This window comes from Ruegeria sp. A4, assembly GCF_056543025.1.
Genome location: NZ_JBQGAW010000002.1, coordinates 312,177 through 334,383, shown reverse-complemented (window position 1 = coordinate 334,383; position 22,207 = coordinate 312,177). Strand labels below are relative to the sequence as shown.

Genomic DNA, 22,207 nt, shown 5'->3' with positions numbered 1-22,207 from the left:
CGCGTCCGCATCATTCGCGAAACGCGCGGTTGAAGTAGTCTGCCATCGGTTTCACAAGATAGGACAACGGCGTGCGTTCATCGGTCTTGATCAGAGTCTCAACCGGCATACCCGGCAAAAGTTCCTGACCATTGAGCCGGTCGATCTCACCGTCGTTCAGCACCACTTCGGCGCGGTAAAAGGTGAAACCGGACTGTTCATCCGTGAAGGTGTCCGCCGAGACGTTGTTGACCTGTCCTTCGAGTTCGGGCGTTTCGCGTTGATTGAACGCCGGAAAGCGCAGGGCAACGGATTGCCCGACATGCAACTGATCCACATGGATCGCATCCACCCGCGCTGCCACCAACAGCGGCGTGTCCTGCGGAACCACATACATCATGGGTTCGCCCGGCTGAATGACCGATTGCAGGGCAAAGACCTGACTGCCGTAAACGGTTCCGCTGACAGGTGCGCGAATTTCAAGCCTGGCCAGACGTTCCGCCAGGGACAAACGTCGTTCCCACAGCTCTGCCACCTGCGCCTGAACGTCCCGCAAAGTGGTGATCGCTTCTTCCCGCCGGGTCGCGGTCAATTCGACAATCTTGATCTCGGTTGATGCAATCTGTCCCTTGAGGCGCGCAACGGAGGCTTCAAGTTTGCCGATTTCGCCTGTCAGACTGGCTTCTTCGCGTTGCAGCGCCAGCACGCGGCTGTTTTGTGTCAGACCCCTGCTCAACAGGCTCTTTTGATCTTTCAACTCCGCCGCGATCAACTCTGTCTGGCGGCGCAGCGAGACCAACTGAGCCTGCGTGCCTGCGATCTCGCTTTCTATCTGAACCAACTGTTTGCGCAGTTGTTCGTCCTGCTTGGACAGCGTTTCCAGCCGGGCATCGAACAGGTTCTGTTGCCCTGCAATCAGGTCCGGATCGATATCGTATTCTTTTTGAACCTCAGCCAGGCGCGTGGCCAATTCTTCGGATGTCAGGCCATCCCGCTCGGCCTCCAGCCGGGCGCGGCGGGCCAGCAGATCAAAGAGTTGAGATTCTACAATCGTCTGTTCTGAAGACAGAAATGTGTCATCCAACCGCAAAAGCAAATCGCCCGAGGCAACCGTATCCCCGTCGCGCACGAAAATCTCGCCGACCACGCCGCCGTCAGGATGTTCAACGACCTGACGGTTGCTTTGAACTTCAATGACGCCCGAAGATACAATCGCCCCGGCCAGCCGCGTTTTCACGGCCCAAAGGCCCAACCCGCCGACCAGAATGCCAAGGGCAAGAAATCCCACCAGCGCAGGTATTTTGATGCCCCAGACGGGGACGGGTGTCTTGGTTGATTTTTTCGCCATTATTCACCTACGGGGCTAAGCTTGCGCTTAATCGCGCCCGCATTCTGGACCATTGCGTTCAGAACCTCGTCGCGGCTGCCAAACCTCACCACCTGGCCTTTTTCCACAACAGCAAGATCGTCACATTCCGAAATGGCCTGCGGGCGGTGCGTCATGATGATGGCGGCCTTTCCCGCTTCCTTGAGGCCGCGCACGGCTGCATTCAAAGCTTCGGTGCCATCTGCGTCGAGGGCCGAGTTCGGTTCGTCCAAAATAAGAAGGACCGGGTCGCCATACAGCGCACGGGCCAGCGCAATGCGCTGTTTCTGACCGCCCGACAACTGACTGTCATTGCCTTCAAGAAAGGTGCCGTAACCCTTTTCCAATGACAGAATCAGTTCGTGTGCCTTGGCCTTCTTGGCCGCCGCAACCACCGCTTCTGAATCCGGGTTTTCCGACATCCGTGCAATATTTTCAGCAACGGTTCCGTTGAACAGGGTCACCTGCTGCGGCAAGTATCCGATATGGCTGCCCAGATCGTTGGGATCATATTGGTCCAACGTGGCCCCGCCCAACCGGATCTCGCCAGCCGCCGGTCTCCAAAGCCCAAGCAGAGCCTTGGCCAGGGTCGTCTTGCCCGACCCACTTTTCCCGATCACACCAAGCGCCTTTCCCGGTTCCAGTTTCAGGTTAACGTTCCGCAGTGTTGGCGCAGTAGCACCCGGAGGGATTACCGTCAGGGATTTGGCTTCCAATTGGGATTTTGGGATCGGTAAACGAATCCGCTGTTCCTCTGGCGGCGTCTGGTCCAGAAACCGGTTCAACGAACTCCACGCCGTGCGTGCCCGTTCGACCAAACTCCATTGGCCGACAGCCTGTTCCACCGGGGCCAAGGCCCGTCCCAAGAGAATCGAGCCCGCAATCATCGCCCCGGGCGTCATTTCGTTTTGCAGTACCAACCACGCGCCCAAAGCCAGCATGGCAGATTGCAGGAAAAGCCGAAGCGATTTCGTCAGCGACGTGAAGCTACCAGTCCAGTCACTGGCGGAAATGCTTTGACGCAAAGCTTCGGAACGCTGGTTCAACCACCGCCTGGTCACGTCCGCCTGCATTCCCTGAGAGCGCACAACCTCAGCTGCTTGCCTTGCGTGTTCGGAAAAGGCATTCGCCCGAGCCGCCGCGGATTGTGCCTCGGCCACCTTACGGCTGGTCAGGGCCTGGTTGAGTAATGCGATCACCACAAGCAGCACGCCACTTGCAACGGCCAACCAGCCAAGAAGTGGATGAAAAATGAATATCGCCCCCAGGAAGACAGGTGTCCACGGAATATCCATAACTGCAAGCAACACGGGCGAAGAGCACAAGGTGCGAATGGTCTCGAGATCGCGCAATGCAGTCGCCGGAGCCGATCGCACCTGAGGCACCAGAGATCGGCGCATTGTGGCTTCGAAAACGCGCTCATCCAGCTGCGACTGGAACCGCGCACCAAAGCGGGCAACAATACGACCGCGTGCATAGTCCAGCATGGCCATCAGCGCATAAAGCAACGCAACAAGCAAAAACAGTGCGGTCAGAGTTTCAACTGCCCGGGAACCAAGAACCCGATCATATACTTGCAGCATGAACAGTGGACCTGTCAGCATGAGCAGGTTGACGAAGATGCTGAACAAAAACGCCAAGGCCAGAAAGGCAATGCCCTGATTGCGCACGTTGCGCAATTCATGGCGAGGGGCCGCTGACAGGCGGTGTTGAGGTTTCACAGTTTAAAATCCACATCATTCGGACAGGCATCGCCGCGTTTAGAAAGTTAGTTCAGCATTGCCAAGTTTGCACATGTTTTTTTGAGCAAGAAACCGCAGACAGCAGGCTGGAAGAAGCACTTTTTGGCCAACGTCGCAAAGACTGTCTCAACGTTTGAACTCGGTGGTTCCGACGCACGGAAACTATGCGGTCGCGGCCAAAAGCACCTGACCAGTTCCGAGGTCTGGGCCAACGCAAGGTCAGGTTGTCGGCGACGGATACGCCAATGATGGCCCACACGATGCGCATCAGGTGATGACTGATTGCAAAGCCTGGGTCAGCGCCCGAGATCAAAATAAGAGCGCCTACTCAGGCTGCACACAAGATGCGTGTTCGCGCATTTCAGCGGCGCGACCGCACAAACTATCAGGGCCAATAGGACAAACGAATAATACCTCCTTGCAAAGATGTTTGGAGTATCACCGTGATCGATCGCGGAACTTCGCGCGGCACACTATGGGTTTAAGATGTTGCCAGAACTGCCTGGAAACACCGGTGGTGGCTTGCTGGCGGCAGGGTATGTTGCTACGGCTCCGCTCAAACCTTGGCGATTTGCTTTCACTCTGCTGTTTGGTTTGACAGAGCTGACAAGGCGGGACTGCAGGGCCGGGACACCGATCGAAATCGCAAGCCTATTCGCCGATCTACGCCAGAAACGGCACCGTCAGTTTAACCGAACGGGCCGCCTCCAGCGCCAAAGGATCTTTAAATCCAAAAGCTGTCTTCGTCCAAATGGGGTGTAAGTGTCGGACTGGCCTCGTCATCCTTGACGTCCAAGTTCCCACTCAATACGGCGGCCAATGAGTCTTCGGAAACGTTAAGCGCCCCGTCCTGAGCCTGATGCAAGTTCACCAGTATGTAGTCGTCTTCTACGTCTTCGGGAGCCTCAAGGTCAGGGACGAACTTTAGAATATCGACCGTTTCATCCCAATCGGGCACACCCAAAACTTCTTCGCCCATCGGCGTTTTCTGATCGCCTTCAGTAAACCGAGCGAGTTTGGGCAATCCGTATCCCACTGTCCCACTGCCATCGATATCAAAGCCATAGAAAGTTTCGACCGCGACCACGTCAGGGACGGTGTTGGAACTGACATATACACCATTGGAATCCGTGACCCATTCACCGTAAGTTCCGTCCGAATTCTTCCACAATACCCGGTAGCCGCCACCTGAAGCCTCGGCGTGAATGGCCTGCCAGCCCACGAAGCTGTTCGGTCCGACAGTGGCGTTGTTGAATGTCAACTTGGTGGTGCCGCCAATCAGATATTCACCTTGGGTTGTCGCCCCCAGCGTTGTCGCGCCGTTGGATTCAATGCTGATCGTTCCATGACCCGTCAGCCCGTCATTGTTCAGGTCTACACCATAGAAGACCTCTACATCCGCAACATTGGTGATTGTTGTACTGCTTAGGAATTCACCGGCCGCATTCGTCGTCCATTCACCGTAGGACCCATCCGAGTTCTTCCACAACACCCGGTAGCCGCCACCGGAGGCCTCGGCCTGAATGGCCTGCCAACCCGGGAAGCTGCCAGGACCGGCATTAGCCTGGTTGAGCTTCAAGTCGATGCTGCCGCCGATTACATATGCGCCATTGGTTGACGATCCCAGCGTCGTGGAACCGTTGGATTCGATGCTGGTCGTGATATGGCCGATTTGCCCATCATTGTTCAGATTTGCGCCATAAAAGACCTCGACATCCCTGACGTCGTCTATGGTGCTGCTGCTGACAAAACGACCATTAGCATCCGTCACCCATTCCCCAAACGTGCCATTCGCATTCTTCCAAAGCACCCTGTAGCCGCCGCCCGAAGCCTCGGCGTGAATGGCCTGCCAGCCAGGGAAACTGCCCGCGCCGGCTTTGGCACCGTTTAGGGTCAGTTCAATGGTGCCATTAATCAAGTATGAACCCAAGCTTGACGAAACGAGTGTCGTGGAGCCAGTGGTTTCAACCGTGACCGTACCATGACCCGTCAGCCCGTCATTGTTCAAATCAGCACCATAGAAGGCCTCAACATCAGCCACGTTGCCGATGCTACTGCTGCTGAGGAACTGACCATTGGCATTGACGGTCCATTCCCCGTACGTCCCATCCACGTTTTTCCACAGCACTTTGTAACCGCCACCCGAAGCCTCGGCCTGAATGGCCTGCCAGCCGGCGATCGTGTTTTGACCAACAGCCTGACCATTAAATACCAGCGTCACGTTCGAGCTGCCTGCATCCAGAACGTAAATGCCCTGACTTGCATGTTTCAGTGTGGTGCCGGTCGTCTCGATATCCGAAAGCTGCATGGCAGCTTCGATATTCGAACGAGTATACGCCTGTGATCCATTCAGGAACTGAATGGCCTCGACATCATCTTCTACCGTGAAGGTGATACGTGAAACGGCATCGATAAATTCGTATTTCGTGCCGTTTTTAATGAACAGATAGCTGCTGATGGCGCTGACAAATCGGATTGTGTCAGTACCGCTTCCTCCGGAAAACGAGCCGGCATTGTTGGTCACAATGGCCCAATCGTCGCCCTGGCCGCCGAAAACCTGGTCTGCGCCGGAACCGTTCGCCAGATAGATGGTGTCGTTCCCCAAGCCGCCATAAACGGTGTTGTTGTTGGTTCCGTCGGACACTGAATAGATCTTATCGTGTCCATGGTTGCCATTCAGAACGTTCTGAGCGGTATTCCCGACGATCACGTCGTCACCGGTCCCGCCGATCGCGTTTTCAATCACAACGCCATGCGCGATTGTAAAGCCGCCCTTTATGCCCTCTGCGTAGGACACTACGCCGCCGCCGGTCTCGGAATAATCCAGTGTTGCGGCCCGCAGGTCGATCCGCGCCTTCGAACTGCCGACATGCTGGATGGTATCGTTTCCACCAGTATCCCAAATAGACTGATAGCCGGTACCCCCAACGTTTGCCCAAGGAAGCGTGTAGGTATTGTTGGCTGAGTTGTGGCTGGTATTGGCGCCATACATCGCCTGCAACGCAGCAATGTCCAAAGCGCCAAGACCCGTTGAACCACCATAAGTCGCGTTGACAGAGAGAATTCCGTTCTTTTCGGTCCAGCCATCATTATACGACATCACCGTGTAGACACCCTGATTCAGGCTGCCGGTCCCGAAAGAGTCAAATGGCGATGTAACGCCATTCATCACGGTTGTACCCAAACCGGTGTCGTGGGGATGACCCAACCCTAGCGCGTGACCCAGTTCGTGGAGCAACGTAGTAAAGAAAAACCCGCCCGGATCGCCGTTTCCATTTGTTCCGGCAGTCCAGTAAGCGGTGTTGAAGGCGCCTTCGGAGGGGTTGCGCGATGGCGTGTAGTGGTAGCCAAGCGTTCTGGGATTTGAAAAAAAGCTTGTGGGCGCAATAACTTCCACCAAGTCGGCAGAGGCACTGCCGGATTCGACAAAAGTCACATTTGCGACTGCTTCAATTGCAGAGAGAGCCGCTCGGAATTCTGCTTTGTATTCCGCAGTCCACGCTTGTGTACCCGCGTATTGTTCGAAGTGATAAGAAATTACGGTGGTGGTCGCAGGATTGCCGTCACCGTAGGCAACAAAACCTTGTATTGGACTGAGCGGAGAAGAAGCGGAAGGTCTTGGTATTATAGTCGTAGTAGCCATTGCTCAGCCCTGTACCTCGGAAGATTTGATTGCACTCGGATGCACGCTTAAATTGTTCTTTTTATGACAAACTACTATGCACCAATCCTTTTGAAACAGCAGGTGACACCATGTTTCAAATGACACTTTCTTTCAACGGCAGAACCGTCGCATAAGTGCAACAGAAACCCGCGATCCTTGGCTGAACCGGGCATCTGCGGCCGTTTAGGGTTTTGGGCATTCTGCCCAATATTTTTTCATTTTTTGGGACCCGTTATCGGAGCTTTTGATCCGGTGGCAAACTTTCGCTTATTCCATGGACTCTGTAGTGGGGATTTGCCCAAGGCGGTGAACCGGTCAGAGCCGCCGAGGGTGACATCCATGCCATTTTCGGCAGATTGCAGGCCCTATTTGCGTCAACGTCAGACAAGGCTCCAAGGGTCAGATACCGCACCGCATGGGTCCCGATTGAACCGAGCGCCGAGATTGATTTGCTACGTTGAACCGTTGGCAACATACTCAGCAATGGCGGCCCGGCTGCCACGCTGCCATATCAGGGTCAGCCAGCGGGCAAAGGCGTTGGAAAACTGTGTGCTGATTCCAAAATCACCGCTGTAGAAACCCTGTTCCAGCCAAAGCTCAGGATCAGCTTTGGACGCTTTTGCGGTGCTGTTCAGGCTTTCCCACTGGGGATCATTGGGAGTGATCTCGGAGCCATCTTCACGAATACCCGCGCACATCCGGCACCAGAACGCTTCGGCGAGAGCGAGCCCGTTTGCGGAAGACCCTGATGCCAGAGCATCACGCAGCGACGGCAGCAAAAATCCGGGATGTCTTGCCGATCCGTCGAATGCAACCCTGCGTGTGGTGTCGTGAATCGCCGTGTTTGCAAATCGGCTTTCGATCAACTCAAGGTACTCACTTGCAGTGGTTTCGGGAACCGCTTCGACATGCGGAAGGATTTCTTCGACCTGCACTTTTCGAAAAAACGCCACGATGTCCGGGTCCTTCATGCAGTCGGCAATCGTCGGAACACTCAGTATTTCTCCGACATTCGCCAACAGTTGATGACCTCCGTTCAAAATGCGCAACTTCATGGTCTCGTAACCATGGACGTTGTTAGTCAGTATTGCGCCGACGTTTTCGAGGGGCGGGCGCCCGGCGCAGAAGGCATCCTCGATGACCCATTGACGAAAGTTCTCATGCGAGACGGGCGCTCTGTCATCGACGCCAAGGGCGCGGCATTGCGATACCAATTGGTCGGTGGTCGCTGGTACGATGCAATCCACCATCGAGTTCGGAAACGCGCCATGCCTGTCGATCCAGTCGGCCAGTTCCGGGTCGAACATGCGCGCCAATCCCACAACACAGTTTCGCAAAATCGTTCCGTTGCCCTGAAGATTGTCGCAGCTGAGCGCCGTGAACGGGGTCAACCCCTCGGCGCGCCGTCGTCTGAGTGCCGCAACCATTGCGCCAAAGGCCGTACGGGGCTGATTGGGGTTTTCTGCGTCATGACGGATATCTGCGTGGTCGAAATCGAATGCGCCGCTGTTGGCATCCAGAAAATATCCCCCTTCGGTAACAGTCAGCGAAACGATCCGGGTGGCCGGGTCGGCCATCGCGTGGATGAGGGCAGCGTTGTTTTCTTCGATCGGCAGGTAATCGATCATCGGGCCAATCACCTCGGCGGACATTCCGTTTGGCCCCAACTCGATCAGCGTTGTGAGGCAATCCTGCGCCAGCAATCGTTCTCGCATGACAGCGTCATAGCTTCGCACACCCGCTCCGACGATTGCCCAGTCATGGGCCAACCCCTGCTGCATGAGCTGATGGATATACCAGGCCTGATGCGCGCGATGGAAATTACCCAATCCTATATGAACTATGCCCGGCGTCAGATCCGTACGTTCATACATCGGAGTCTTCACGGTGGTTGGCAGCTTGGAAAGGCTCTCTTGCCGCAGCCGTGCAGGGGTTTTTGCGTTCGCCACAGGGTCCATCAGCTCATCCAATTTCCGCCGTCGACATTGTAAGTCTGCGCGACGATATACTTGGCCTCGTCAGAGGCCAGAAAAACCGCCATGCCCGTCAGGTCTTCCGCGCGCCCCATGCGGCCATATGGAACAGCTGCCGCCACTTCGCGCTTCTTCTGGCCAAGGGGCTTGCCTTCGTGTTTTGCAAAAAAGGCGTCCACGCCATCCCAGTGTTCGCCATCGACGACACCGGGGGCAATCGCGTTTACATTGATCCCATGAGAAATCAGGTTCAGCCCCGCCGATTGGGTCAGTGATATGATCGCCGCCTTGCTGGCGCAGTAGACAGCGACCAAAGGTTCACCCCTTCGCCCGGCCTGCGAGGCCATATTGATAATTCGGCCTTTGGTTCCGTGCTCGATCATATGTTTGGCGACGGCCTGCATCGTAAACAGCGCGCCCGCGACGTTGATGTCAAACACCCGATTGTAGTCGGCGCGCTCGATCTCGACGAATGGTGCGGCGCTGAAGATGGCCGCGTTGTTGATCAGAATGTCGATTGGGCCGAATTGCGCCGCGGTTTTGGCTATGGCCTGATCGATGCTCTGCTGGTCGGTCACGTCCATTTCGACAGCGAAAGCTGCCGCGCCGATTCCAGCGGCCGCGTCCTGCGCGCGCTGGATGTCGATGTCGGCGACGGCGACCCGCGCGCCCTCTGCCACGTAGGCCTTGGCAAATGCCAATCCAATTCCCCGCGCAGCCCCTGTAATCAGGGCGGTTTTGCCCGTCAGACGTTTCATTCGATCCGCAGACCGTCTGCGTCAAATCTGTGGATCACATCGGCACGTGGGGTCAGATGAATGCGATCCCCATGGCGGAAACCAACCTCGCCATCGGCACGAACAGTGATTGTCTCGGCCAGTCCGGTGTCGTGGACGTGGAAAAACGTGTCCGAACCAAGATGCTCAGAGACGCTGACACGCCCGGACCATTCTCCTTCGGAGTCCGACACCGCGATGTGTTCCGGTCGAATGCCGATCGTTCGTGCGCCGTGCTTTGCCGCTTCGGGCCCTTCGATAAAATTCATCTTGGGCGAGCCAATGAATCCTGCAACAAACAGGTTGCGAGGCGTTCGGTACAGTTCCAGCGGGCTGCCAACCTGTTCGATCACGCCAGCCTGGAGCACAACGATCTTGTCCGCCATCGTCATGGCTTCGACCTGATCGTGGGTGACGTAGATCATCGTTGTCGCGAGGCGTTCATGCAGCTCGCTGATCTCCAACCGCATGCCCACCCGCAAAGCTGCGTCGAGGTTTGAAAGCGGTTCGTCGAACAGGAACGCGGCCGGTTCACGAACGATAGCCCGACCAATGGCGACGCGCTGGCGTTGACCACCGGACAACTGGCCCGGGCGGCGATCCAGGTAATCGGTCAGGTTCAGGACACTGGCCGCGCCCTCAACCCGCTTATCGATTTCAGCCTGATCCAGTTTCGCCATGCGCAACGGAAATGCGATGTTCTTGCGAACGGTCATATGCGGGTAAAGCGCATAAGACTGGAACACCATTGCCAGCCCCCGTTTGGCGGGCGGTACTTCTGTTGCGTCTGCTCCATCGATTTCTATGTGGCCACTGGTGATGTCTTCCAGCCCTGCGATCAGGCGCAGCAGCGTGGATTTTCCGCAGCCCGAAGGGCCGACGAAAACGGTGAACTCGCCATCTTCAATGGTCAGGTCCAGCGGAGGGATGACCTGAACGTCGCCGAAGCTTTTGGTCACGGACTTGAGTTGTATGCGTCCCATGAGGAATGCTCCTTATTTCACAGCGCCGAAGGTCAGGCCGCGGACAAGTTGTTTCTGGCTGAACCAGCCAAGGATCAGGATCGGTGCAATTGCCATGGTCGAGGCCGCGCTGAGCTTGGCAAAGAACAGGCCCTCGGGGCTGGAATAGCTGGCGATGAAGGCCGTGAGCGGTGCCGCGTCAACAGCGGTCAGATTGAGGGTCCAGAACGCCTCGTTCCACGCAAGGATAAAGTTCAGCAGGACGGTCGAAGCGATGCCGGGAATGGCCATGGGGGTTAGGACATAGAGGATTTCCTCTTTCAGCGTCGCCCCATCCATCCGCGCGGCTTCCAGAATTTCACCCGGAATTTCGCGGAAATAAGTGTAAAGCATCCAGACGATGATCGGCAGGTTGATCAGCATCAGCACCACGACCAACCCTCCGCGCGTATCCAGAAGACCCAGTTCGATGAACAGCAAGTAGATCGGGTACAACACACCTACGGCTGGCAACATCTTGGTGGACAGCATCCACAACAGGATGTCCTTGGTTCGTTTGGACGGAACAAACGCCATTGCCCAAGCGGCGGGCACGGCGATGATCACGCCCAGCATGGTCGATCCACCGGCGATGATCACCGAATTCCACAGGAAACGCATATAGTCCGAGCGTTCCTGCACGATGGCGTAGTTTTCCAGCGTCCAGTCAAAGTTCAAAAACAGGGGCGGGCTGGCAATGGCCTGCGCTTCGGTTTTGAAGCTGGTCAGGATCGTCCAGAGGATCGGGAAGAAAATCAGCAGTCCAACAGCCCAGGCAAGGGCGGTGTTCAGCGATTTGCGTCGAGATGTGACAGCGCGGGCCATGGGTTTTCCTCCTCACGCGTCCAGGTTCTTGCCGACGATGCGCATCAGGAAGATCGCAACGATATTGGCAAGGATGATTGCGTAGACACCTCCGGCTGATCCAAGGCCGACATTCTGGCTTTCCAACACGCGCTGGAAGATCAAGTAGGTGAGTGTACGGGTGCCGAAAGCGCCACCGGTGGTCACGAAGATCTCGGCGAAAATCGACAAAAGAAAGATTGTTTGGATCAGGATCACAATGGTGATCGCACGGCCCAGATGCGGCAGAATGATGTGATAAAAGCGCTTCAACGGCGGTGCACCATCCATCTCGGCTGCTTCCAGTTGCTCGCTGTCCAGCGACTGAATGGCGGTCAACAGGATCAGCGTTGCAAAGGGCAGCCATTGCCACGAAACGATCATTATGATCGAGGTCATCGACGCCTCGGACAACCACGAGATCGGCTCGGCCCCGAAAAAACGCCACAGATGGGCCAGCAAACCATTGACCGGGTCCATGAACATGTTCTTCCACACCAGCGCAGACACGGTGGGCATGACGAAGAACGGCGCGATGACAAGGATTCGGACAATGCCTTGCCCCCACATCGGCTGATCCAGCAGCATGGCAAGCAGAATTCCGAGAATGACGGTTATGATCAGAACACCGCCAACAATGACCAGTGTTGCCTGCACCGCGGGCCAGAATGTGCTGGACGAGACAAAGCGGACGTAGTTGTCGAACCCGACCCAGCCCAGATCACCCCCGCGCAGAGGCAGATATTTTTTGAAAGAAAAGAATAGCGTCATCGTCAATGGCACGAGCATCCAGCCAAGCAGCAGGACCACTGCGGGGGCCATCATCAGGCGAGCAACGGATCGGGAGTGTTGAGTAGCCATTACGCAAACCCTCTCTGTTCAGGCGTAACTCAGCCTGCGAGAAAAACGCGAGTTGTGGAAGTGGAGAGAGCAGGGGACAGATCACCTGTCCCCTACTGGGAGGGATGCCTCAGTACCCTGCGGCTTCCATTTCTTCAGCCGTAAAGGCCTGCGCCTTTTCAAGCGCTTCATCTACAGTCTGCTGTCCGGCATAAACCGCCGAGAATTCCTGACTGACCTGTGTGGCAATGCCCGCGAATTCCGGGATCGCAACGAACTGGATGCCAGTGTAGGGTGTCGGCTTGGCGCAGCAGTTCTGCGGGTCGGCCAACAGGATCGACTCGAGCGTCATCTTGGCGAACGGAATGTCCTTGTAGTTCGCGTTCTCATAAAGCGAGGTACGCGCGCCCGGAGGGACATTGGCCCAACCTTCGTTTTCCGCCACCAGTTCGATGTAATCCTTCGAGGTCGCCCATTCGATGAACTGCTTGGCTGCATCCTCTTTCTGGGTTCCCGCCGGAATGGCCAGTGCCCAGGCCCACAGCCAGTTGGCGCGCTTGTCGACGCCTTCCGAATTTGGTGCCAGAGCAAACCCGACCTTGTCCGCGACAGTTGAATCATCCGGATTTGTCACGAAGGACGCCGCAACGGTGGCGTCGATCCACATTCCGCACTTGCCTTGCTGGAACAGAGACAGGTTTTCGTTGAAACCGTTGGTCGCGTAGCCGGCAGGGCCTGATTCATTCATCATGTCGACAAAGAAAGTCAGCGCCTCTTTCCACTCAGGCTGGTCGAACTGAGGCTTCCAGTCCTCATCAAACCATCGTGCGCCGAAGGAATTCGCGGTCACGGTGATAAAGGCACCGCCTTCACCCCAACCCGCCTTGCCACGCAGGCAGATGCCGTTGATATCGTTGTCACGGTCCGTCATCGCAGCCGCCGCCTCGCGGATGAACTGCCATGTTGGCGCCTCAGGCATCTCCATTCCGGCCTTTTCCATCAGGTCGGTGCGATACATGATCATCGAGCTTTCGCCATAGAACGGTGCCGCATACAGCGTACCCTCATGGCTCAGGCCACCCGCCATCGCAGGAAGCAGATCGCCGACATCATATTCCTCTGACAGTCCATCCAAAGGAACCAACCAGCCATTCGCGCCCCAGATCGGCGTTTCGTACATGCCGATGGTCATGATATCGAACTGACCGCCCTTGGTGGTGATGTCGGTGGTAACACGCTGACGCAAGACGTTCTCCTCCAGCGTCACCCATTCCACGTCGATACCAGTCGCCTCGGTAAAGTTGTCGGTATAGCCCTGCATCCGAATCATGTCGCCATTATTGACGGTTGCGATCGTGATCGTTTCTGCATGGGCCGCGGCCGTTGCGACAAAGGTTAATGCCGTCGCCGCACGAAGTGCATTCTTCAAATACATCCTTGTCCTCCCTGAGCTTGGATGCCGTACACAGAAAGTAGTGTGTAAATTGTCGCGGCGTCAATAAAAACTTTACGCGCGTTAAAAGTTGTAGGTTACGCGGAATCCCTCAAAACCAGTCTTGCGGGAAACAACGTTTCTGATCTCGTCTTGAATTTCCCTCCGCTTTCAATGAGTTGAAACAGGGTTTCGACGCTGCGACCCGCAACATTGTCATAGTCATGAGCCGCCGTTGTAAGGGATGGGCAAGTGAACTGCGCGAAGGGATGGTCATCATTTGAGGCCACGCGCAGCGCGCAACTGTCATCACGACCGACGCGAATCCCCTGTTTGTAGCAAGCTGCAAGAAAGCCAATGGCCAGTCGATCATTGCTGCATAGTACCGAGTCGGTTCGCAAACCGCGTTCTTCCAGAACTTTCAGCGCCCCTCTTTGGCCGATTTCTTCAAACGCCCAACCCTTGCCTTCAACTTTGATTATGTGCGGCTCGAGCTCAAGACGTTCCATCACTTTGATATAGGCTTTCCTTCGCTTGTTGGCGTTTGGGTTCGCAGGTGTGCGCATTTCAAAAAACGAAGGCGGTTCACCAGTGCGGGTCATGTATTCGACAGTTTGTGAAACAAAGCTGAAGTTATCAGAACCAACGAATGCAGCCCCCAAACCATCGAGATTACTGTCAAACAAGATCGTCGGAACATTGGCGCAGAATTTCTCTATTGCTGATCTGTCCGAAACGCGTCCGAGAGGCGCCAAAAGTACCCCTGCCGGCTTCATGGATTGCAGACCGTCCAGAATTTCGTTTTCCAGCTTTTGTTCACCATGAGAGCTGAACAGGAACGGACGGTATCCGGCCGCGATACAGCTTTGTTCCAGATAGCGTGCGATTTCAGCAAAGAACGGATCGGCCAGATACGGTACGACGATACCGATATTCTTGGTAAGCTTCCGGTTCTGGTTCACTGCGTAAATGTTGGGGCGATAGTCGAACCGTTCCAGCGCCTCTTCGATTCGGGCCCGCGTCGTGGCGCGAACGCTGTCGGGATCGTGAAAGTACTTGGATACCGTCGGGCGCGAGATGCCGCTGAGCGCTGCAAACTCTTCCATATTCTTTATCTTGGTCATGCCAGTCTGCCTGCTGGTTTTGTTCGTCGTGAACTTATCATAGATTTACATATTCTTTGCGCGCGCTAATAAATCAATAGCCAGAGCGGCCTCGTGCAACCAGCGCTCGACAAGGCGTTCAAAGGGATTTCGAGAGCGAAGCCGGCCTTTTGACAAGGTTCATTAAAGTTGCTGACCAAGCTGGAAAAACGTATCCAGGAAGGTCTGCGTGTGGATTGGCCGGCGCTTACGGCCGATAACTGTGGACCGACAGCAGGCTTGGACGGGGTAAGAAAAAGGCTAGAATAATATGATCGAACACTGAACCCAAATTCGTGACGATCTTATCTAAGCGATTGGTTTTAAACTATGGATGCTATTGCCCAACTGACCAATTGGATGATTGCCGAGGGGCGTCGTTCGGATGACCCGGAAAAAGTGGTGTCATATTTCTGTTCGTCGCTGATCAAGGCGGGTGTGCCGCTCTGGCGGGTCAATATCGGTCAGCGTTTCGCCAATCCGCTGCTCATCGCATGGGGGATCGTCTGGACGCCGGATGGCACCGAAAGCTATGACGTAACACATGAGACCATGCTGACGGATGGGTATGTCGGAAGCTCATTCGAATACATTCTTGAACACCGGAAGCCACTTCACAAAAGTCTGCGGCAACTGGATCCCAGGACTGAGCACTCATCATATCTTGAATTCGCTGAGTTGGGTGGCACCGATTACTATGCTACGCTGCTTTATTACGGAGACGGATCGCTGCACGGCTGCACTTTTGTCACCCGGTCGCCAGAAGGGTTCTCAGCCCGGCATCTGAAAATGATTGAGGATGCATTGCCCGCTTTGTCCTCTGCTCTGGAACCGGTCACAATGCGCAAGTCGTCCAAAGGTCTTCTGAGAACCTATCTTGGCGATGGGCCCTCTGATGCTGTGTGGAACGGGCGGATCAAGCGAGGGGAACGCACGACCCTTGACGCAGTTGTCATGTTCTCTGACCTGCGCGGTTTCACCGCTCTTTCGGACAGGGCATCCGAAGAGGACGTTTTTGACATGTTGAGTGGATATTTTGATCTGGTCGTGCAGCCTGTCGAAGAGAATGGCGGCGACATTCTCAAGTTTATGGGAGACGGCATTCTGTCGATATTCACCGTTGCGACACAGGAGGATTTGAACGCCCAATGCAAAAGGGCAGCGCGGGCCGCTCAAAGCGTATTGACCGGTTTGGCCGCACTCAACCATCACCGCGAAGAGGCTCGGAAGCCGCCGTTGGACATAGGCATCGGGATCAATGTCGGGCAGGTCAGCTATGGCAATATCGGCAGCCCTGGCAGGCTGGATTTCACTGTTCTGGGTAGGGCAGTCAACCTCGCAAGCCGTATCGAGGGGTTGACGAAATCCCTGGGCCACAGAGTGCTGGCGACGTCAGCCGTTGCCGCGGCTTCGCCTGAACTGTTCTCTGCTTGCGGGTTTCACGAAGTTCGAGGGTTTGCCGGATCCATCGAGCTGTATTCTCTCGTCGAAAAGGAGCATCAAGCCAGCCCCATGCCGGATCGCCACATTGATCCGGACAACATGGATTGAGAATCGCAAGCTTCTACATTGTCCGCAATGGCCGGTTTCAATTTGGGCTGCGGGCGACCGGGCCTCGCACCGCGCTGACTAAGGTCCCGTCGCTGGACCCTTCGACGAGACGTATTCGCGCTCAAGGACCTGGGCGCATCCAAAGCTGGTGCTGCGGACACACCTGGCCTTTTCGCGTCACAAAGCAATCCGGGCCGAGGTCATGGCTTTTCCGTAACCACCCGCCATGAGGCCCGTGATCGCACCATTCTCGATGTCAAGTTCGACCTTTATCAGGCTCGGGCTTGCCGGGTTCATAAACACCCCTTGTTCGATTTCAAATGATCGCTGAGACGTGCCGCCGAAATCATGCAACACGCATGCAAGTGGCCCGGCTGCCATCCACGTGGCGGCTTCTTCATCTATCGCGTATCTGGGTGCGAACATACGGGTTGTGGCGTCCCGGCTGGTGATTGAAGGGTCTTTCGTTAATACATAATAGCCAATCAGATCCAGTTGCTCACTGATTTGCTTGATTTTGGCCAAATCTGGTCTGATTTTGGCAATGCTCGCCGCATCCGAAAGACCGACGAGGATGAAGCTGTTGCCGGTGTTGACCAAAACCGGAGCAAACCTCTGATCCAGGTCAGTTTTGTCGACCCCGAGAGAGCTCAGCACATCGTCGAGTTTCACGCCCTTTTCGATCCATTCCTGAGCACCCGAGTAGCGTGGGGCCAATTGTTCCATATAGGCGGCGCCGTCTTTCGTGAGTATGCGCCTGGGGCCATCAACAGTTTCCTTTGAGGTATCGGGCTTGGGGATCCGGCCCAGCGCATCAAGGTGAGAGAAGGCGGCGATTGTTGCATGACCGCAATGAGCGATGCGCCGGTTCGGTGTGAAGAAATCCAGCTTGAAGCCTTCCGTCTCGGACAATCCAACTCGTGCCGCCACGGTTTGCATATCTTGCGCGCTCAGATCATCAGCGTCCACAACGACGCCTGCGGGATTTCCTCCGGTGCCGCCATCGACAAACCCGTGCACGATTTCAACCGTGACTTCCTTGGCAGTGTTTGCTTGCGTGTTCATTGATCGTCTCCAAACATGAGGCCGCGCCCTTGATCGAGGCGTGGCCAGTTGCGCATCAGTTGCCGGCAGCAGTGATGCGATTCAGGAATGCAGTCATCTGTTCCGCAATTTCAGGCCCATATTCTTCCAGCGCGAAGTGTCCGGTATCAAGCAGATGAAACTCAAGATCCTTCAGATCGCGTTGATAGGGCAGGGCGCCTTCGGCCGGAAAGATGTGATCATTCTTACCCCACATCAGCAGCGCAGGTGGTTGATGCTCACGAAACAACGCCTGCCATTTCGGGTACTCGGCAACGTTGGTGCCATAGTCCAGGAAAAGTTCAAGTTGCACCTCCTGATTGCCTTCGCGATCAAGCAGGTATTGGACGTGCCAATAGTTGTCAGGGCTGATCAGTTCCGGCCTCTGTACACCGTGGGTGAACTGCCACTTGGTCGCATCCAGAGTAAGAAACCCACGAAGCTGGTCGCCATTCTTTTTCGAGGGGTCGGCCCAATAGGCTTTGATCGGGTCCCAGAATTCGCGCAGCCCTTCCTCATACGCATTGCCGTTCTGAATGACGAAGCCGGTGACCCGTTCGGGCTGTTCCGCAAACATCCGGAATCCAACCGGGGCACCGTAGTCCATCAGATAGACCGCGTATTGATCGACACCCTTCCGATCCAGCAGGGACGTCATGATTTCGGCGATATTCGCAAAGGAATACTCGAAGTCTTCAGCTTGCGGCATGTCCGACGCCCCAAATCCGGGGAAATCGGGCGCGATCACGTGATAGTGCTTGGCCAGTTCGGGGATAAGGTTGCGGAACATATGTGACGAGGTCGGAAACCCATGAAGCAAAAGAACGGTTGGCCTGCTTGGGTCTCCGGCCTCACGATAGGCGATATTGACTTCGCCGATTTTTTCGGCGCGGAATTTGACCGCTTGGGTGGCCTCAATGGCGGTCTCACTTGCGATTGCAGGGGCCGGAGTCAAGGGCACCGCGATGGTAAGCGCGAGAAGACTGGCGCTCAGGATGGATTTCAGATTGCGCGACATGGGAATTTCCTTTCTTGGGATTTTGGGAGCGCGTCTGGACGCGCGAGGTTCAGCATCGGTCAGCGTTGCTGGCCGGGCTTTTCTTTGTGCTCTGGGTTTTGTGCTTTCAGTTCCGCCAGTTCATCGCGAAGCGGCGCCATATGCTCTTCAAACTCTTCCAGGGTCAGGCGTTGGGGGATGTGCTGCGGGCAGTTCCAGTCCATCGCTTCAAGCTTGATCACAATGGCCCGCTCTGGGTGGCCCCTGTAATTCGGGTCATGCAAACGTTGCATCAGGGCCGGATCATCCGCGCCATCAACAAGTTTCGCCCGGCCCCAGATCTTGAGGCGTCTCCGGTTGGGATAGTCCATCAGGATCAGAGAAATGCGGTCGTTGTTCAGCAGATTGCCTGCGCTCAGATATTGCCGGTTGCCGCGAAAATCCGCGTAGGCAAGCGTCCGTTCATCCAGCACTTTCAGAAAACCTGCCGGTCCGCCGCGGAATTGGACATAAGGCCAGCCGGTTTCAGAGACGGTCGCCTGATAGAAGCCGTCCCTTTGTGCGATGAAGCTGGCTTCGACCGGGCTGATGAGGTCTTCCTGAACGGCACCGGCCAGAAACTTTGCATAGCCTTCTGCCGATCCGTTCCTGGCCTGTGTTGCACGTACCGAAGGCGTAAAACTGATTTCTGCAAAAGGGCGTGACATTGAATTCTCCATCTCAGCCGGGCAGTGCCCTGGGGTTGAGATGAAGCTAGTCAAAGCTTTGGTGTTGCAGAATATCCCTATTTGGCAATATATTATTCCAAAATATGGAATAATTGTTTGGATAGATTTCACGCACTGAGCGTTTTTGTGAAGGTGGCCGAGCTGAACGGCTTCGCCGCCGCGGCGCGCCACCTCAATATGTCGCCACCAACGGTAACCCGACTGGTCTCCGTGCTGGAGGGCAGCCTGGGGCTTCGTCTTTTTGTGCGCACCACGCGATCAGTCATGCTGACGGACAGCGGGCGAAGGTTTTTTGAAGATGCCAGACGCATTCTGATGGATCTCGAGGAGGCAGAGCGTGCCGCTGTCGGATCCTATGCCGAACCGACCGGGGAACTCAGCGTAACCGCATCTGTGTTGTTCGGGCGTATGTTCGTCACTCCGATTCTGGGTGAATTTCTGGAACTGCATCCAAAGCTCTCTGCGCGCACTCTCTATGTGGACCGCGTGGTCAATCTGGTGGATGAGGGCCTCGACGTCGGCATCAGGATTGGAAATCTTGCAGACTCAAGCCTGATGGCGGTGAGATGCGGTGCGGTGAGGCAGGTCGTGTTTGCCGCTCCGGCATATCTTGATGCGCGCGGCGAACCAGACACACCCGACGACCTGGCCAATCACGCGATCATAAACTCAACCGCCCTGCACGCCTCGGTCCAATGGCATTTTCAAAAAAGCGAAACGGTCGTGACAAAGCGCGTGAACCCGCGCATCAGCATGAACACCAATGACGCGGTGATCGAGCTGGCGCTGCAAGGGCATGGCATCGGGCGGCTTTTATCCTATCAGGTTGCACCCTACGTTGCGGAGGGGCGGCTCAGGACCGTTCTGAATTCGTACGAACCACCCGAGGTCCCCATCCATCTTGTGCATCAAGAGGGCCGCACCGTGTCTGCAAAAGTGCGCGCCTTTGTCGATTTTGCGGCCAAGCGTCTCAAATCCGACCCCTATTTGGATGGATTCCAACACAGGCCTGTGAGTTAGGCCAAAAGATCCGCCGAACCACGCCATCCGGTCGCGGCCAGGGTCGCCAGGGTCCTGACCGACAGATCACTCTGGGCATGCCCTTTGAGGTGATACAGCGCGAGGCCTGCCCATATGCGAACATGTGCAACCAAGCTTGCCACCAACTGGATCTGCCGGCACAAAACTGAAATCTCAGGTTCCGGGTGCACACGCTTTTCGAAGCGATAGGGCCTGCATTAAGCATGCAATCACGTTTGACCCATGGTTTAGTCGGTCTTGCCCCAAGCATCGTGCGCGATCAGCGCGGCCTCGACCCTGTTTCGGGCGTGGAGCTTGGACAGGATTGCCGTCATATAGTGCTTTACGGTTTTTTCCTGAAGATCCAGTTGATCTGCGATCTCCCGATTGCTCATCCCCTTCGCCACACGTCGAAGTATTTCTTCCTCGCGATGCGTGAGATCATCCAGAACATCACCGTCTTTGGAAGCTTCTGCCTCTCTGTTGATCTGAAGCAGCACGCGCGAGGCCAACCCGGGTGACACGAATCCTTCACCTGCGGCGATGCTGCGCAGTGAAGCCGTCAGTTCGCTAGCCGTCACACCTTTGACGATGTAGCCGATTGCCCCTGCTTCCAAAGCATCCGCAACGTCACTGTTGTTTTCCGAGACCGTCAGTATCGCGATGAATGGCGGGTTTGCCATGGCCGCGATTTTTCGCGTCGCATTAATGCCGCCCCCGGGCATCGAAAGATCAAGGATGGCGATGTCAGGTTGATGAATGCCGACAAGTGAAATTGCCTCATCCGCGCTCGAGCCGGCAGCGAGAACTTCGAACCCATCGGCTTCGTCCAATGTCCGGTGCAAACCGTCCCTGAAAATCGGGTGATCATCCGCGATTACGACAGATGTTGTCATGACGTACTCATCTTTCTGGGAAATAGTGTCATTGTGACAGAGGTGCCTTTGCCAGGGCTTGACCTGACTTCGAACCTGCCGCCGATACTCTCAACCCGATCTCGCAAGCCCAAGAGCCCCTGGCCTCCATCGTCACGCAGTACTTTTCCGTCCGAGGGGTCAAATCCGGGCCCCTCATCGTTGACATGAATGACGACCCGATCGTTATGCGCCTCGCAAATGACGGTGCATCGAGAATTCGGAGCATACCTGGCGGCATTGGAAAGCGTTTCCTGAAGGAACCGGAAAACACACAGCTTGTCGGACACGGACAACTCGATCGTCTGGCTTCCCTGAAGTAAAATATCCGGCCGCAACGGGCTGTGTTCCGAGTGATCTTCTATCGCTCTTTTCACCACATCAATCAGCGCCAGATTGTCGATGTCCGGAGCGGACAACCCCCGCGACAACGCTCGAATTTCGGCCAAGGACTTCTGCAAAGACTGTTGAATCTCCTCGGCCTCCGCAGGCTTTTCAGGCCTGTCCGAGAATGCCGCCTCCAACCTGAGGGCCGCGAGGGACAGATATTGAGCGGGACCGTCATGAAGCTCGGAACCAAGCTTCTTCAGAAACCGGTCTGTTTGCGTGGCATATCGTTCCGACGCTTCGACCACGCGCGACCGCAGCCTGGCGTTCTGCTCTGCCATCTGCTCACTCTCTTTCAGACGCCGCTCCAACAGGAGCCCCTGGCGTCGAATGGTGTTGTCACCGATTGCCACGATGGAAAACAGCACGATTGTACTTGCTGTAAATGCTGACCCGACGACCAGCCAGCTTGTCCGACGGGCTTTGGCCATATCAACTTCCAGCTGTTCAGCTTGCTCGTAAAACTCTGCAACTGCAATAATATCTCCTGACCAGAGTTCGCGGATCGGGCTGTACACTTCAAGCAGCGGGATCCCAAGTGCTGCTTCTGCGGCGCTTTCGGCATGGTCGAGATCTTCGAAAGAACCCGAAATCTCTCCGCTCCAGGCTCGGCTCAGATCGTCAGTCGGGTCGAAACGGCGTCCAATGATGGTTGGATCCGACGCGTGCGCGATCACGCCGCCTTGTTTCCAAAACTTGAAGGACACAATGCGGTCCCGCATTGGCTGGGTCATGAATATTTCGTCCAGTGCCCGCCTTGCTTGATCGG

The 22,207-nt window shown here is 55.8% G+C and carries 17 protein-coding genes; 2 read left to right on the top strand and 15 right to left on the bottom strand.

Annotation, left to right across the window (positions count from 1 at the left end):
- Window positions 1–10: 10 nt before the first annotated feature.
- The 10 genes from ACR0E2_RS10770 to ACR0E2_RS10725 all read right to left on the bottom strand — a co-directional run bounded on the left by ACR0E2_RS10770 (window position 11) and on the right by ACR0E2_RS10725 (window position 14,740).
- Window positions 11–1,327 (bottom strand): HlyD family type I secretion periplasmic adaptor subunit, encoded by a 1,317-nt coding sequence (locus ACR0E2_RS10770; protein ID WP_480446403.1) that lies wholly within the window; start codon window positions 1,325–1,327, stop codon window positions 11–13.
- Window positions 1,327–3,066 (bottom strand): type I secretion system permease/ATPase, encoded by a 1,740-nt coding sequence (locus ACR0E2_RS10765; protein WP_371809250.1) that lies wholly within the window; start codon window positions 3,064–3,066, stop codon window positions 1,327–1,329. Before ACR0E2_RS10765 ends, ACR0E2_RS10770 begins: the two co-directional genes overlap by 1 nt.
- A 745-nt stretch (window positions 3,067–3,811) precedes the next feature.
- Complete coding sequence (locus tag ACR0E2_RS10760; protein ID WP_480446402.1) at window positions 3,812–6,730, bottom strand: M10 family metallopeptidase C-terminal domain-containing protein; 2,919 nt, start codon at window positions 6,728–6,730, stop codon at window positions 3,812–3,814.
- A 473-nt stretch (window positions 6,731–7,203) separates the two neighbouring features.
- Window positions 7,204–8,709 carry a mannitol dehydrogenase family protein gene (locus ACR0E2_RS10755; protein ID WP_480446401.1) on the bottom strand — a complete coding sequence of 502 codons (1,506 nt, stop codon included), beginning with the start codon at window positions 8,707–8,709 and terminating at the stop codon, window positions 7,204–7,206.
- Window positions 8,709–9,482 carry an L-iditol 2-dehydrogenase gene (locus ACR0E2_RS10750; protein ID WP_480446400.1) on the bottom strand — a complete coding sequence of 258 codons (774 nt, stop codon included), beginning with the start codon at window positions 9,480–9,482 and terminating at the stop codon, window positions 8,709–8,711. Before ACR0E2_RS10750 ends, ACR0E2_RS10755 begins: the two co-directional genes overlap by 1 nt.
- Window positions 9,479–10,483: an ABC transporter ATP-binding protein gene (locus ACR0E2_RS10745; protein WP_171228787.1), complete on the bottom strand. Its 1,005-nt coding sequence runs from the start codon at window positions 10,481–10,483 to the stop codon at window positions 9,479–9,481. Before ACR0E2_RS10745 ends, ACR0E2_RS10750 begins: the two co-directional genes overlap by 4 nt.
- A 12-nt stretch (window positions 10,484–10,495) precedes the next feature.
- Complete coding sequence (locus ACR0E2_RS10740) at window positions 10,496–11,326, bottom strand: carbohydrate ABC transporter permease (protein ID WP_480446399.1); 831 nt, start codon at window positions 11,324–11,326, stop codon at window positions 10,496–10,498.
- Window positions 11,327–11,338: 12 nt separating this feature from the next.
- The gene (locus tag ACR0E2_RS10735; protein WP_480446398.1) at window positions 11,339–12,205 is read right to left on the bottom strand and encodes a carbohydrate ABC transporter permease; all 867 of its coding nucleotides are present in this window, start codon (window positions 12,203–12,205) and stop codon (window positions 11,339–11,341) included.
- 109 nt (window positions 12,206–12,314) lie between these two features.
- Window positions 12,315–13,619: an ABC transporter substrate-binding protein gene (locus ACR0E2_RS10730; RefSeq protein WP_152460299.1), complete on the bottom strand. Its 1,305-nt coding sequence runs from the start codon at window positions 13,617–13,619 to the stop codon at window positions 12,315–12,317.
- Window positions 13,620–13,714: 95 nt separating this feature from the next.
- The gene (locus ACR0E2_RS10725; RefSeq protein WP_480446397.1) at window positions 13,715–14,740 is read right to left on the bottom strand and encodes a LacI family DNA-binding transcriptional regulator; all 1,026 of its coding nucleotides are present in this window, start codon (window positions 14,738–14,740) and stop codon (window positions 13,715–13,717) included.
- Between the two features lie 348 nt (window positions 14,741–15,088).
- Between ACR0E2_RS10725 and ACR0E2_RS10720 the strand changes: the two genes are divergently transcribed.
- Window positions 15,089–16,309: an adenylate/guanylate cyclase domain-containing protein gene (locus tag ACR0E2_RS10720; RefSeq protein WP_480446396.1), complete on the top strand. Its 1,221-nt coding sequence runs from the start codon at window positions 15,089–15,091 to the stop codon at window positions 16,307–16,309.
- A gap of 177 nt (window positions 16,310–16,486) precedes the next feature.
- On the opposite strand, the gene ACR0E2_RS10715 is transcribed toward ACR0E2_RS10720, so the two are convergent.
- The 3 genes from ACR0E2_RS10715 to ACR0E2_RS10705 are packed head-to-tail and all read right to left on the bottom strand — an operon-like array spanning window position 16,487 to window position 19,096.
- Window positions 16,487–17,374 carry a PhzF family phenazine biosynthesis protein gene (locus ACR0E2_RS10715; protein WP_480446395.1) on the bottom strand — a complete coding sequence of 296 codons (888 nt, stop codon included), beginning with the start codon at window positions 17,372–17,374 and terminating at the stop codon, window positions 16,487–16,489.
- A 55-nt stretch (window positions 17,375–17,429) separates the two neighbouring features.
- On the bottom strand, window positions 17,430–18,410 hold the full coding sequence (locus tag ACR0E2_RS10710; RefSeq protein WP_480446394.1) for an alpha/beta fold hydrolase: 981 nt from the start codon (window positions 18,408–18,410) through the stop codon (window positions 17,430–17,432).
- 59 nt (window positions 18,411–18,469) lie between these two features.
- Window positions 18,470–19,096, bottom strand: coding sequence for a pyridoxamine 5'-phosphate oxidase family protein (locus ACR0E2_RS10705; protein ID WP_480446393.1), 627 nt, complete (start codon window positions 19,094–19,096; stop codon window positions 18,470–18,472).
- A 117-nt stretch (window positions 19,097–19,213) separates the two neighbouring features.
- On the opposite strand from ACR0E2_RS10705, the gene ACR0E2_RS10700 reads away from it, so the two are divergent.
- On the top strand, window positions 19,214–20,137 hold the full coding sequence (locus ACR0E2_RS10700) for a LysR family transcriptional regulator (protein WP_480446392.1): 924 nt from the start codon (window positions 19,214–19,216) through the stop codon (window positions 20,135–20,137).
- Window positions 20,138–20,385: 248 nt separating this feature from the next.
- On the opposite strand, the gene ACR0E2_RS10695 is transcribed toward ACR0E2_RS10700, so the two are convergent.
- Both ACR0E2_RS10695 and ACR0E2_RS10690 read right to left on the bottom strand, forming a co-directional pair.
- On the bottom strand, window positions 20,386–21,033 hold the full coding sequence (locus tag ACR0E2_RS10695; RefSeq protein ID WP_171330921.1) for a response regulator: 648 nt from the start codon (window positions 21,031–21,033) through the stop codon (window positions 20,386–20,388).
- On the bottom strand, window positions 21,030–22,172 hold the full coding sequence (locus tag ACR0E2_RS10690) for a sensor histidine kinase (protein WP_480446391.1): 1,143 nt from the start codon (window positions 22,170–22,172) through the stop codon (window positions 21,030–21,032). The genes ACR0E2_RS10695 and ACR0E2_RS10690 overlap by 4 nt, the downstream gene beginning before the upstream one ends.
- Between the last annotated feature and the right edge of the window lie 35 nt (window positions 22,173–22,207).

Coding starts and splice junctions, on each gene's coding strand:
- ACR0E2_RS10770 (WP_480446403.1), bottom strand. CDS start 1,327: ATGGCGAAAAAATCAACCAAGACACCCGTCCCCGTCTGGGGCATCAAA.
- ACR0E2_RS10760 (WP_480446402.1), bottom strand. CDS start 6,730: ATGGCTACTACGACTATAATACCAAGACCTTCCGCTTCTTCTCCGCTC.
- ACR0E2_RS10755 (WP_480446401.1), bottom strand. CDS start 8,709: ATGGACCCTGTGGCGAACGCAAAAACCCCTGCACGGCTGCGGCAAGAG.
- ACR0E2_RS10750 (WP_480446400.1), bottom strand. CDS start 9,482: ATGAAACGTCTGACGGGCAAAACCGCCCTGATTACAGGGGCTGCGCGG.
- ACR0E2_RS10745 (WP_171228787.1), bottom strand. CDS start 10,483: ATGGGACGCATACAACTCAAGTCCGTGACCAAAAGCTTCGGCGACGTT.
- ACR0E2_RS10740 (WP_480446399.1), bottom strand. CDS start 11,326: ATGGCCCGCGCTGTCACATCTCGACGCAAATCGCTGAACACCGCCCTT.
- ACR0E2_RS10735 (WP_480446398.1), bottom strand. CDS start 12,205: ATGGCTACTCAACACTCCCGATCCGTTGCTCGCCTGATGATGGCCCCC.
- ACR0E2_RS10730 (WP_152460299.1), bottom strand. CDS start 13,619: ATGTATTTGAAGAATGCACTTCGTGCGGCGACGGCATTAACCTTTGTC.
- ACR0E2_RS10725 (WP_480446397.1), bottom strand. CDS start 14,740: ATGACCAAGATAAAGAATATGGAAGAGTTTGCAGCGCTCAGCGGCATC.
- ACR0E2_RS10720 (WP_480446396.1), top strand. CDS start 15,089: ATGGATGCTATTGCCCAACTGACCAATTGGATGATTGCCGAGGGGCGT.
- ACR0E2_RS10715 (WP_480446395.1), bottom strand. CDS start 17,374: ATGAACACGCAAGCAAACACTGCCAAGGAAGTCACGGTTGAAATCGTG.
- ACR0E2_RS10710 (WP_480446394.1), bottom strand. CDS start 18,410: ATGTCGCGCAATCTGAAATCCATCCTGAGCGCCAGTCTTCTCGCGCTT.
- ACR0E2_RS10705 (WP_480446393.1), bottom strand. CDS start 19,096: ATGTCACGCCCTTTTGCAGAAATCAGTTTTACGCCTTCGGTACGTGCA.
- ACR0E2_RS10695 (WP_171330921.1), bottom strand. CDS start 21,033: ATGACAACATCTGTCGTAATCGCGGATGATCACCCGATTTTCAGGGAC.
- ACR0E2_RS10690 (WP_480446391.1), bottom strand. CDS start 22,172: ATGACCCAGCCAATGCGGGACCGCATTGTGTCCTTCAAGTTTTGGAAA.